Here is a 12435-nt window from a genome sequence, read left to right on the forward strand (position 1 = left end):
TTGTGGCTGACGAGCGGGCTGTTTAACACGATGGTTGATACCCGAGCGGATGTGTTTGGAGGCGTAAGGAAGCTGCTGGTTGGCGGGGATGTGGTATCTCCGGGTCATGTGCGCAAGGCACAGGAGGCAAATCCGGAGCTTCAATTGATCAACGGCTATGGCCCGACGGAGAACACGACGTTTACATGCTGTTATTTGATTCCTCCATGGGACGGGGAAACCCGTATTCCGATCGGGCGACCGATCGCTAATACGCAAGTGTACGTGCTAGATGGTGAGATGCAGCCGGTGCCCGTGGGCTTGGCAGGGGAATTATACATCGGCGGGGACGGGTTGGCACATGGGTACTGGAATCGTCCGGAGCTGACGGCGGAAAAGTTCATCATTCATCCGCAGTGGAACAAGCGTCTTTACGGAACCGGGGATATGGTACGCTGGCAGCCGGATGGGGACTTGGAGTATTTAGGGAGGATCGACGACCAAGTGAAAATCCGTGGCTACCGGATCGAGCTTGGGGAAATAGAGTCCGTTATTTCAGGGCATCCTTTAGTTCTCCATACTGTGTGTATTGCAAAAGAATTTATTCCGGGCGACAAGCGGTTGATCGCATTTTTTTCTACAATTCAATTTGAACAACTACCGGATGAGGAATTGCGCGAATGGGTTAAAGGAAAACTACCGACTCATATGGTCCCTTCCTATTTTATATGCGTTGGTGGATTCCAGCTTCTTCCTAATGGGAAACTGAATCGCAATGAGTTGGAAGAAAGATCCAAAGATCTTAAGATTACCTTGGACACTCCCTATCGGGCGCCTGAATCTCCGTTGGAAATCATCATTCATCGTCTATGGGCTGAAATCTTAGGCTTTGATAGCATGGGCGTTAATGACAACTTCTTTCATCTTGGCGGTCATTCTCTATTGGTAGTCAGGTTAATGTCGAAGTGCGCGGAAGAATTTCAGTTGGAAATCCCCATTCAAGTTTTGGTTGAAAATCCGACAATCGAGGGAATGGCGAAAACCATAGCAGATATCCAGTGTTACGGAGTCGCTAACGTTACAGAATCTGTTAAAGATTTCGATTTGAGAGAGGAAGTGTATTTGGAACCGGAAATTATTCCGAAAGTAATTATGGATGAGTGCATTACTGATGGACAAGCTGCTTTATTAACCGGAGCTACTGGTTTCCTTGGGGCGCATCTTCTTCAAGAGTTGCTACTTGAAACTTCCCTTAAGGTATATGCCTAGTCAGGGCAACTGATACCGAGGAGGCGATGCTCAGGATTAAGAACAACATGATTTTCTACGAACTTTGGAAAGACGAGATGGGTGAACGGATTGTTCCAGTGGCTGGAGATTTGTCCAAAGTCAACTTTGGTTTATCCGAGGGGGAATTCTTAGACTTGGCTCGGAAAGTTTCGGTCATTTACCATAACGGCGCATTAGTTAATTTCTTTTATCCTTATACAGTTAACAAAGGCGCAAACGTATTTGGAACGAAGGAAATCATCCGTCTTGCAACCTTATATAGGGTCAAACCTATACACTTTATTTCGACTGCGGCTGTATTTGCATCGGAGCACAACGACTCTACAATAGCACTGGAAGAAGAAATGCCAGGTTACAACACGAATATAGGCATAGGATATGTCCAAAGCAAATGGGTAGCGGAACATATTCTTCAAATCGCACGTGACCGAGGTGTTCCTGTTAGCATTTACAGATGCGGGAGGGTTTTCAGTCATAGCAAAAGCGGTGTATGTCAACCGAACGACTTCATTTGGAATCTGTTCCTTGGAAGCATCGAAGCAGGAGTATTTCCTGACAGCAGTCCGGAAATTGAAATAATACCCGTGGATTATGTCAGCAAGTCGGTCGTATACTTATCGCAGCAAAACGAACATATAGGTCAAAATTTTCATCTGATTCAAACAGAAACAATAAGTTTTCAGACATTCTATCATGCTGCGCTGGAATTAAATTATTCTCTCAAACTGGTTCCATACGAAGAGTGGATGGATTCTCTTCAAAGTAAACACGTTCTTGACAAAAGTAAGGATTCCGCTAAAGCAATCGGCAGTCATCTTCTCACAAACGGGGTGTTCAATGATAATCAAATTATACTAAGCAATAGAAAGACACGAAGACTACTAAGTAAAGCGGGAATTGAAATCCTGAATATTGATATTACAGTTATTAAAGCAAATCTTTCTTTCTTCGAAAGAAAGGGAATTGTAAGAAAGCATTAGTAATTTGACTTGCAAAAATATCGTTATCGATCATGGTGTTATAAAATCAGATCCTTAAAACTATCATCGAAAACAGAATAGAAGAAGGTATCGCCTTTGAATCGAGAAATTATTGATCACCACTAACACGATTTCCAAGAAAGAGGGGTCCCACTCTCATGGGACCCCTCTTTCTGCCGATCGACAAGTTCATTTAAGTCTTAAAATTGGAGTTTACTAAGTCGCAGCTTCATCAATCGCATGCAGCGCAGACAGAGGGGGGCATCATAGACCGGATTGGACAAACCACAAAGGAGGCGATCCACGAAGAATCGTGATTCTAATCGTCGCTGATACTTGCTGCAAGAAAGACCGAACGACCAGGAGGATGGAAGGTCTAAGCTTTCAATAATGACAAGTCCGTCTGTGTCGTAATATAGTGACAACTCATGTGGTGAGAGACGGTCAATCCTATGGCTTTGACCAATATCAATTACGATCCATCATTTAACATTGTATTTACGCAGCGGGGCTATCGCCCTTTGGTTGACAGATGTATAATTATGGAAGAAACTCAGTTAACAAACGCCCAAGAAAAGATAAGCGTTATCTAAGGCTTGGCGTTTGTGCTTCGAGGCATTTGGTCCGGCAGGAGTTAGATGAGGACTTGGAGAAGTCATTGGCAGTAGTAGAGAAGCGGAGTCAGCCGGACACACCAGCACCCACCTAGCCGCATCGCGGCTGTCCCTTCGGGACTTAAATCGGTGTGGCGTCGTTAATACAAGAGCGTTATCGAAGTTAAACGATTTAAGATTAATTAATAAAATCGAACATTTGTTCTTACTATTGGTGGTAGATGATGGTACAATAGGAAAGAAAATCTAATCTTGGTGGGCATGGATTCCCTCCGAAAGGAGGTGAGGCCATGCAAGTAAAGGATGCTTAGACGATCTTATTTTATTTGGCTTGCCCTTTTATCATCATCAATAACAACAAGAGAAAGTAAGAACCCACCCCAAGGTTAGAGTCAGAGGTGGGTTTTTGGTCCTTTCTAACTCAATAACTTGGTTCGCAAGTTGATGTAAGCAGAGAAGCGGATTCAGCTCACAACCCTGTAGGGCTAAGTCCGTCGGAGCCAGTCACTGCCGCTGCTTTAAGTCTCACGGGTTCGCGAGTGCAATAACGTTATCAGAAATCATAGCAAGGTCAATAACCAAATTGAAGGGAAGATGCTTATCATGCAGAGACAAAAACTTGAGAAATTTAAATGTGAATTAACAACTAGGGAATATTCGTTGATCGGTCAGAGCATTACAGCTAATTTTCCCAGTGGATTTCCTGACGCTGCCCTGAAAGTACAAAAGGAGTTTGTTGAAAGAAGAAATGAAATTATAAATTTCAAGGACAAGGAAGTATTGATCTCGCCGTATATGTGTAATGGAATCATTGCTACGTATTTTGCTTGTTTGGAAGTCAGTGATCTGACTGATATTCCGGAGGGCATGATTGGATTCACTTTGCCTTTCCAAACCTATGCAAAAATTAATTGTACAAACCAATCGATTGGTGAGGCGTACGATAGAATTTTTAAATGGATGAATGAGAAGGGATATGTTCAGAGATTTCTGGAGAATACGTGTCCTATAGAGATTTTTTACTTTGAAGATCATGTCGAAGAAGAAGATGTAGAAATGCTAATACCGATCAGAACCTAAATTCTTGAAATGTACTTCAAGCATAGTGTTTATGAACTAACAGCTTCTATTGGGATACAAAAGGAAATGACTTTTTAGGAGCAATCGTGCTTCCTTTTTATGGAGCATTTATCTCAGAAGAAAAATGTCAACTTTTCGGCGATGTCTCAGGAAAAAAGATGTTAGAGATAGGCTGCGGAAACGGTCAATCCTTGCAATATCAGGGGGATCGCAAAGCATCTGAACTATGGGGGATGGATATATCAGAAAAACAAATTGAAAAGGCAGAGCAATATTTGACGACGTGCGGTCTTTCAGCAAAATTGATCTGTTCTCCCATGGAAGAAGAATGTAACATACCCGTGGATTATTTTGATTTTGTTTATTCAATTTACGCCATAGGTTGGACTACCGACCTTGTAGGTACTTTTCGCCGAATCGCTTCTTATTTAAAAAAGACGGCATCTTTATTTTCAGTTGGTCTCATCCTATACACAAATGTGTTGTTGAAGAGAATAATAGATTTGTTTTTAACAAGTGTTATTTCGATGAATCTTGGTATTCCGTTTCTCCTGATATATGTCAAGGCGCGCTAACCTTATCTAATCGCAAACTATCAACCTATGTAAATGCGTTGGCCAAAGCAGGGTTTGTTATTGAACAAATGATTGAAGAAACCGAGGGTGAAATAATACAATTGCACGATGAAAATAATGATTTTGTAAAAAGAGCGAAGATGTTTCCTGTAACCTTTGTTATCAAAGCAAGAAAACTTTAAAATCACACACCCTGCATGATGTCAACTAAAAAGATGGGAGCTGAATCCATGAAAAAATCGGCTGCAGCAGTAAAAGGAATTGACTGTGTTTATTTACCCGCAACAAATACCGAGGAGTCTGCCAAGTGGTATATGGATTATCTGGGGTTACGTCTTAGAAGACCGGTCCATGAGAACCAGGCACAGCTAGAAATCAGTCCTGAACAGAGTATCTTTCTAATTAAGTCGAAGGAACCGCATAACGTGAATTACATGGAGATTAATGGGACAGAGCAATGTGTTCTGACTATGGAAGCTGAGAATTTTGAATTGCTCTATTCAAAAATGAAGGATAACGGGGCTCACCTTTCGGATATAGAGGATAATGGTGGGTGCGGTCTTAATTTCTATGCTTACGATCCAGCGGGAAATAAAATTGATATCTGGGGTGGTTGGCCTAAGTAAGGAGATAAATCAAGGGTGCAGAAAGCAGTATATATTCAAGAATGGAGTCTTAATTATGAAAGAAGAAGACTTAAAAGTAGTTCAAACATATAAGGATGCACCAAAGGTACTCCATGAAGTATTAGATAGCTTAAGTGAGAAAGATCTGGATTTATCTAGAGGAGAAGGAAAGTGGACGATAAGAGAGATCGTGCATCATATTGTTGAATGCGATCTCAATTATTTTCAAATAAATCGATATGCACTTGCCAACACTGGTGAGAAATATATCTTTAATGAGTTCGATGCACAGGTTTGGAATCAAACAATGAATCATTACCAAAGAAATGTAAGAATCGAATTGCAGTTATTTAGTACTATACGGGAATACATATCATACTTATGCGAAGTCATCCCTAACTCATTGGATCGTATTCTAGTTCATCAAAATGGAAAAGCGACTGTAAGGGATGCATTAAATCATGATATAAATCATTCGTACCACCATATAGAACAAATAAAAGAAACAAAGAGAATTCATAATATTTAAGAGATTTTAGAAACAACTCAAGAAGCTTCCGGCATCACATAACACTTATTTCACGCATCCGGGGCATTCTCTCTTTGGTCCGGACAGAAGTTGAAGTGGACTCGATTGGAGCAGACTCAGATTCAGGGAAGAAGAATCAGCCGGACACATCCAACTCCCTAAACCGCGTCGCCTTCGGGCTGAGGGGAGTTGGACGTCGTGAATACAAGAACGTTAGCTGAAACACCACGAAAACTTATAAAATCCAAAAATACGGAGGTATACATGAAACCTGAGGTTTATGAATTTCAAGAGAAGAAAGTAATTGGGGTGGGAAACATAGGTGAACCTATAAATCCTGGAGAGGTATGGCCCATTTTATTTTCCAGAATTCAAGAAATACATGGTCGTAAAAATACTCCTGAAACTCTTGGAGTTATTAAGAGGAATGAACATGGGTATTTAGCTGGGATAGAAGTTGAACAATTAATAGAAATTCCAGAAGGTATGTTTTCTTATGTAATACCAGCTGGTCGTTATATTGGAATGACGCATAAAGGCCCATTAAGTAAGATTGGTGAAACATTCCATAATCTTATTAGCTGGCTAGCATCAAATAATTATGAACAATATGACATTGTATGTTTTGAAGTCTATGATGAAAGATTTAAGGGTGAAGACCCAGAAAGTGAATTCAATTCTTATATTCAAATTAAATGATTTGTGAAGGATAACTCTAAGAGGTGTGGTCCATCAGCAATGGAATGGTTTTCAATATATCTGGGCACCAATGGCAACATCAACTAAGAAAAACACCTCAGCTCAACTTAATGTTGTTTATTACAAAAATGCAGTACGACATACACCAAGTAATTATCTTGGACAAATTTTTGGTCAAGCTGGCAACTTTTTTATGACGAAGCAAGATTGATTTCTCTTGCTAAAAATACTTTGTCACCGTTATATTATGGCTACCAGAGCGGAACTCTTGTTCAAGTAAATGTTTCCGGTAAATTTAAATATTAAAGAGAATCTAACGGGGCAGGATTTCGACAATCTTTGCCCCGTTAGAATTATTTAGGAGGTTGCATAATGAGAAAAGTTTTATTAATAATATTATTATTTAGTACTATTATTTCTTCAGGATGCAACAGAAGTGAAGAAGTAGAAATATCTTCACCGTCATATATGTACAGCAAAGATTCAGATATAAGTGAGAAAGTGGAAGTGGCTTTAAAGGCTTATTACAATGAAGACGACGATAACTATGAAGGCTCATTATTAATTAATGAGTTTAGTTTCGAAAAAGTACTATTCAAACATAATTCGTTATTGATAGCTTATGATGGTTCAGAAAGAATAGTACTTGGAGATATTTATTTAAATAAAAATGAAGGTCAATTTACAATAATAATTACAGAACCAACTCTATATAGGAAATTAACTAAAAAAGACATTAAAGAATCAAATTTAGTCATAAGTTTACCAGCATCAAACCAAAAGGAAGCAAAGGAGATTGAGAAGAGTTTGAAAACAATGGAGTAGATATACTCCAGTTATTTAAATAAAAATAATAAAACTTATGTTATTTGTATTGATATTCTGATTTAATAAAACAGTTTCTTTATGAGGGGAGCAAAAAACATTTATGGATGAGCAATATGCACTGCTTTTAAAAGAACTTGAAGCAATTAAATAAGAATAAACAAGAATTTCAAATAGCCGCATTACTAGGTTCTTGAGGGGGTGGTCCTAAATATATGGCTATGTACATGGATTCAATCAGCAAAATCAAGGGATTTTATTTCAGAATCGTTATGAAAGTTGAACTTCAAAAAGAAAAAGTGCTTGATTGTAGCCCTTTTCGAGATGGATTAAATTTCGTTTTTGACGTACCGAACACCCAATTCGGTTTCGGATTCCGCTATAAGAGTAACCGCATACTTTGTTCAATAGATAGTTTCCTCATTTTCATTGAAAATCTCTCCAACGAGCTTGTCTTGCCGGGACACTGGGCGGCGTTCACTAGCCTCCGATTGTTGTAGCCCACTTTCCGCTCCCAAAGATAGGGCACTCTTTATATGATTTTACTTTCGTAATTCAGGTTTAATAACGCTAGTTTTCTGATCGTGATTTATCTAGAATAATTAAGTATATAATATAATATAAGGAGGGTTATAAATGAATATGAATATCTTCATTATTGAGGATGACCCTCTTCTCCAAGAAGCACTTAGAGAAGGATTAAGTCAGTGGTCATATGAAGTAAGTTACCCAAGTGATTTCTCGCATGTGATGGATGCCTTTGTAGAGCATCGGCCTCACTTAGTGATTATTGATATACAGCTTCCAAGGTTTGACGGCTTTCATTGGTGTAGAGAAATACGAGCAGTGTCCAAAGTTCCTATTATCTTTCTTTCATCAAGAGATCATCCGACGGATATGGTGATGGCCATGAACTTAGGGGCGGACGATTACGTTCAGAAACCTTTTCATATGGATGTACTTCTCGCCAAGGTTCAGGCTATTCTTCGTCGAACGTATACGTATGAAGAAGCATCCTCCGATGTAATGGAGTGGAATCAAGCGCTGATTGATTTAAAAAGTGGCGAAATTCATAAGGATGGGACAACCATTGGCCTGACAAGAAATGAACTTTTTATTCTTTCGGTTTTAGTAAGGTCTAATAATAAGATCATCTCACGTCATGAACTGATGAAAATGCTCTGGGATGATGATCAATATGTTAATGACAATACGCTCACTGCCAACATCACCAGATTACGGCAACAGCTTACTTCTCTCCATTTAGCCGAAGGGATTGTGACTAAAAAAGGTCTTGGGTATATGGCCGTTACGCTTTAGGAGGTTTCACATTGTTCATAGCTTATCTCGTTTATAAAAAAAGTTGGATCGGCTTGATGGGGTTACTGCTTCTACTCACCAACGCTTTGATACAATTTGACGCCGGTATAGGTGTGGAGCCTCATTCACTTATCTATTTAAACTCTTTGTTTCTCACCATCTGTATTGTTTTTTTGATTTGGAGATATAAGAAGGAAACGGCCTATTATAAGTCTTTGCGTACCCTTTCTAACGATGTGGGAGATGACTGGTTTGAAAACATCCCCGAACCCCGCAGCCGTTTTCCTGAGGGTATGATGTATGCCCTTTTACAAAACATTCATGAGCATGACCAACACAAGCATCGTGAGTATCAGTCCACCCAACTCATGGAACATGATGACCTTTCCTCATGGGTTCATGAAGTGAAAACACCCCTTACAACGATGAAGATCATCCTTGATGCCCATGGTTCTAATGAGTTGGCACAAAAGCTAAATGCGCCCTGGTTGAGGATGCACTTATTGATCGACCGGCAGCTTTATATTTCGCGGTTAGCCAACTTAGACTCAGATTTGCTCCCGGAAAAGCAGAGAGTGCAAGATTTGATAAGAGAAGAGGTTCGCGAGTTATCGACATGGTGTATGGAAAAAAATATATCCATTGAGGTGACGGGAGACACCGCGTCTATTGTGTACACGGATAAAAAGTGGTGCGGGTTTGTGATGAGACAGCTTTTAACGAATGCGATTAAATACAGTCCAACAGACGGAAATGTATCCATTCACATTGATCTCCAAGAAACTGAATCCGTCATGGTAACGATTAAAGATGAAGGGCCCGGCATTCAAGCACATGACCTGCCACGTATATTTGATAAAGGCTTTACTGGCGAAAATGGGAGGGTTCAGCACACAGCCACTGGAATGGGGCTTTATCTTGCAAAAGAAATAAGCAAGAAGTTACACATTCGACTTGAGGTGGCTTCAGCCGTTGGCGAAGGTACCTCTATTTTGATGATATTCTCTAGTAATAATCCATTTGAACGCATTAGACGATCATTAGTTTAAGTAGACAGGAATGAAGCAGTTAGGATATGTAAACCTGACTGCTTTTTATTTTGGCAAGGTGACAAAAATATCACATTGGATCCCATTTTTATCACCTAAAGCTTACGACCAAGAGGCACAAAAGAATTACACTGTGTATAGAACAACTTGATTGGAGTGTATGGGATGAAAAATCAAATCACACCGAAGACCGTTTTGATTGCGGAGGGACTACGTAAATCTTATGGTGTAAAGGGAAATGCCCAACAGGTGTTACAAGGAATCGACCTTCGGGTGACAGAGGGTGAGTTTGTTGGGATTATGGGACCTTCAGGCTCAGGCAAGACAACGCTTCTCAATACGTTAGCTACGATTGACCGTCCCACAGATGGGGGGATTTTCATAAAAGAGCATGAAATCTCCAAAATGAAGGATATCCAGCTTTCAAGCATTCGTCGTCAACATTTAGGTTTTATCTTTCAGGATTACAATTTGCTTGATACCTTAACGGTAAAAGAAAATATATTGCTACCGGTTTCTTTAACAAAAATAAGCAAAAATCAAGCTGAAGCGGAGTTTAATGCCATTGCCAAAATTTTAGGTATTAAGGAATTAGCTGATAAATACCCTTCTGAAATTTCAGGCGGCCAAAAGCAACGTACCTCTGCAGCACGGGCGTTAATTCATTCGCCTTCACTTGTTTTTGCAGACGAGCCCACTGGGGCCCTTGATTCAAAAGCTGCCTCCAATCTATTGGAAAATTTACATGAGATTAACCAGACACGACAAGTCACCATTGTTATGGTTACGCATGACCCATTGGCCTCCAGCTATTGTAACCGTGTGATTTTTCTAAAGGATGGAAGAGTTTTTTCGGAATTGTACCGGGGAGAGAAAACGAGAGAATCCTTCTTTAAGGACATTCTTGATATGCAAGCCGTTCTTGGAGGAGGTCACCAGAAATGACCACACAGAAATTAGTGTTCCGCAGCATGCGAAAAAATATCAAAATGTATTATCTCTATTTTTTCGCAATGATTTTCAGCATAAGTTTGTATTTTATCTTTTCTACCTTGCAAAATGATCAAACCGTTATTGAAATGGTTCAAGCTAGTATGAACTTCTCAACGGCCTTTCAAATCGCTGGCATATTACTCATTCTTATTACGATTGTGTTTACGATGTATGCTACGAGCATCTTTATTAGAAGGCGCAGTCAAGAAATCGGATTGTATCAATTAATTGGCTTGTCTAAGGCTTGGGTCGCTCGGGTACTGATCTTGGAACACACGATTCTTGGTCTAGGCGCTTTACTGATCGGAACGCTAGTCGGAGCTTTGCTCTCGCGTCTCTTTCTTATCCTGTTTATGAACCTGATCGGTCTTGAAGTTATGTTTGGCTTAACCTTCTCCGGCCAAGCACTCATCCAAACGATTGCTGTTTTTACTTGCTTGCTTGCGGTCACATCCTTACAAATTATATGGACGGTTTACCGCAGTACGTTACTCCAATTGTTTCAAGCAAATCATCAACATGATCAATTTGTCAAACGTCCAAGCATCGTTTCAGGCATTTTAGGGTTAACAGGATTAGGTCTAATCGGCTTTGGCTATTATGTGTCTACCTTGATTGTAGACAATGCAGATTTGCTGATGTATCTTATGCTATTAGTTCTCGCCAGTACCATACTCGGAACCTATTTAGTCTTCCATACGACCATAAGCTGGATATTATATGTTTTTCGAAAAAAACAAAATGGAAATCTCGGCTTGTATAATAGCCTGTCGGTAGCCCCCTTAATGCACAGAATGAAAGGTCACGCCAATTCGTTAACTGTAATCACGATATTGTCTGCCATGACGATTACGATGATTTCACTTTCCTATTCCTTATATTATTCAACCGAAAACGATGTGAGATTGTCGATGCCTTTTGATTTTGCAGTGGAGAATATGCCGGAGGAAGCAGCTCGGATAGCAAGTAAGTTAGAAGAGGAGCAGATTGCATTCGATTATGATCAAGTCAATGCCATTCGATTTAACGGCGCATGGGTGGATCAGGATTCAAATGCAGATTATCCTAACAGAACGTTTTTGCTTTTCTCAGCAGAGCAGATGGCGCAGGTTGGATTAGATCTTGAGCGTCCCCAAGATGGGGAAGCCATCTATCATAGTTCGCGAGCCATTATAGAAGGAAGGGAGGTTTTATCTCCACAAGACGTGCAGTACGCATCAAACGATGAAGCAAATCGACTAACGGTCTCCAAGTCTAAGCTTAAAAACGTGATGAATTACATTTTCTATGGCGATCAATTACTTGTTTCTGAAGAAACCTTCGAGAGAATGAGAGACAGCATTCAGGAGGATGAATCCAAAGAGTTTTTGACCTTTGATGTTTTTAACGTATTGGATAGTGAGCAATCAGATACCGCCTCTGATATCTTTCTAACGAATGTGGACAGTGACCGGTATCTCACGGACTTTTATTCCGCCTACGAGGGATCTCGTCAAACCTTCGGGCTGCTCGTTTTCATCGCCGGCTTTTTAGGTTTGGTATTCATCCTTTCAACGGGAAGTATTGTGTACTTTAAACAAATGACAGAGGCTGAACATGAAAAAAACCACTATCGGACACTGCGACAACTCGGATTTCAAGTAAACGATATGATGAAAGGCATCATCCGTAAACAGCTCTTTGTTTATTTAATTCCTCTGGGAATTGGGTTAACTCACGCTGCTTTTGCTCTTAACGTAGGTTCTGTTCTCATGGCCGCAAGCATGCTTACCCCAATCATCATTAGTATGGCGGCGTATATTATCATCTATTTGATGTTTGCCGTGATTACCATTCGGTATTACAAAAGCATCGTCACAAATGTTTTATAGAAAGG

Annotated in this window: 9 protein-coding genes and 2 pseudogenes; all 11 read left to right on the forward strand. The window is 40.1% G+C overall.

The genetic code is table 11. The features are described 5' to 3' along the window. A pseudogene (locus JCM10914_RS31805) lies at positions 1–2249 on the forward strand (thioester reductase domain-containing protein); the annotation flags it as partial. A gap of 1217 nt (positions 2250–3466) precedes the next feature. Next, positions 3467–3943 carry a GyrI-like domain-containing protein gene (locus tag JCM10914_RS12500; RefSeq protein ID WP_036718002.1) on the forward strand — a complete coding sequence of 159 codons (477 nt, stop codon included), beginning with the start codon at positions 3467–3469 and terminating at the stop codon, positions 3941–3943. Positions 3944–3978: 35 nt separating this feature from the next. After that, positions 3979–4700 (forward strand): annotated as a pseudogene (locus JCM10914_RS12505) (class I SAM-dependent methyltransferase); the annotation flags it as partial. Between the two features lie 48 nt (positions 4701–4748). Further along, the gene (locus tag JCM10914_RS12510) at positions 4749–5144 is read left to right on the forward strand and encodes a VOC family protein (protein WP_036718004.1); all 396 of its coding nucleotides are present in this window, start codon (positions 4749–4751) and stop codon (positions 5142–5144) included. 55 nt (positions 5145–5199) lie between these two features. Then, complete coding sequence (locus JCM10914_RS12515; RefSeq protein WP_036718006.1) at positions 5200–5673, forward strand: DinB family protein; 474 nt, start codon at positions 5200–5202, stop codon at positions 5671–5673. A gap of 198 nt (positions 5674–5871) precedes the next feature. Next, entirely contained in the window at positions 5872–6372 is a 501-nt protein-coding gene (locus JCM10914_RS12520; RefSeq protein WP_231638630.1) for a GyrI-like domain-containing protein, read from the forward strand. A 372-nt stretch (positions 6373–6744) separates the two neighbouring features. Further along, positions 6745–7197 (forward strand): hypothetical protein, encoded by a 453-nt coding sequence (locus JCM10914_RS12525; RefSeq protein ID WP_036718010.1) that lies wholly within the window; start codon positions 6745–6747, stop codon positions 7195–7197. A 636-nt stretch (positions 7198–7833) separates the two neighbouring features. After that, entirely contained in the window at positions 7834–8517 is a 684-nt protein-coding gene (locus JCM10914_RS12535; protein WP_023961405.1) for a response regulator transcription factor, read from the forward strand. A gap of 11 nt (positions 8518–8528) precedes the next feature. Beyond that, on the forward strand, positions 8529–9566 hold the full coding sequence (locus JCM10914_RS12540) for a HAMP domain-containing sensor histidine kinase (protein WP_023961407.1): 1038 nt from the start codon (positions 8529–8531) through the stop codon (positions 9564–9566). 165 nt (positions 9567–9731) lie between these two features. Beyond that, the gene (locus JCM10914_RS12545) at positions 9732–10511 is read left to right on the forward strand and encodes an ABC transporter ATP-binding protein (protein WP_023961409.1); all 780 of its coding nucleotides are present in this window, start codon (positions 9732–9734) and stop codon (positions 10509–10511) included. Beyond that, positions 10508–12430 (forward strand): FtsX-like permease family protein, encoded by a 1923-nt coding sequence (locus JCM10914_RS12550; protein ID WP_023961411.1) that lies wholly within the window; start codon positions 10508–10510, stop codon positions 12428–12430. Before JCM10914_RS12545 ends, JCM10914_RS12550 begins: the two co-directional genes overlap by 4 nt. Positions 12431–12435 lie beyond the last annotated feature (5 nt).

It is taken from the genome of Paenibacillus sp. JCM 10914 (assembly GCF_001315105.1).
Taxonomy (GTDB): domain Bacteria; phylum Bacillota; class Bacilli; order Paenibacillales; family Paenibacillaceae; genus Paenibacillus_AQ.

Excerpts from the sequence above, each read along its gene's own strand:
- JCM10914_RS12500 (WP_036718002.1), top strand. The coding sequence starts at position 3,467 with ATGCAGAGACAAAAACTTGAGAAATTTAAATGTGAATTAACAACTAGG.
- JCM10914_RS12510 (WP_036718004.1), top strand. The coding sequence starts at position 4,749 with ATGAAAAAATCGGCTGCAGCAGTAAAAGGAATTGACTGTGTTTATTTA.
- JCM10914_RS12515 (WP_036718006.1), top strand. The coding sequence starts at position 5,200 with ATGAAAGAAGAAGACTTAAAAGTAGTTCAAACATATAAGGATGCACCA.
- JCM10914_RS12525 (WP_036718010.1), top strand. The coding sequence starts at position 6,745 with ATGAGAAAAGTTTTATTAATAATATTATTATTTAGTACTATTATTTCT.
- JCM10914_RS12535 (WP_023961405.1), top strand. The coding sequence starts at position 7,834 with ATGAATATGAATATCTTCATTATTGAGGATGACCCTCTTCTCCAAGAA.
- JCM10914_RS12545 (WP_023961409.1), top strand. The coding sequence starts at position 9,732 with ATGAAAAATCAAATCACACCGAAGACCGTTTTGATTGCGGAGGGACTA.
- JCM10914_RS12550 (WP_023961411.1), top strand. The coding sequence starts at position 10,508 with ATGACCACACAGAAATTAGTGTTCCGCAGCATGCGAAAAAATATCAAA.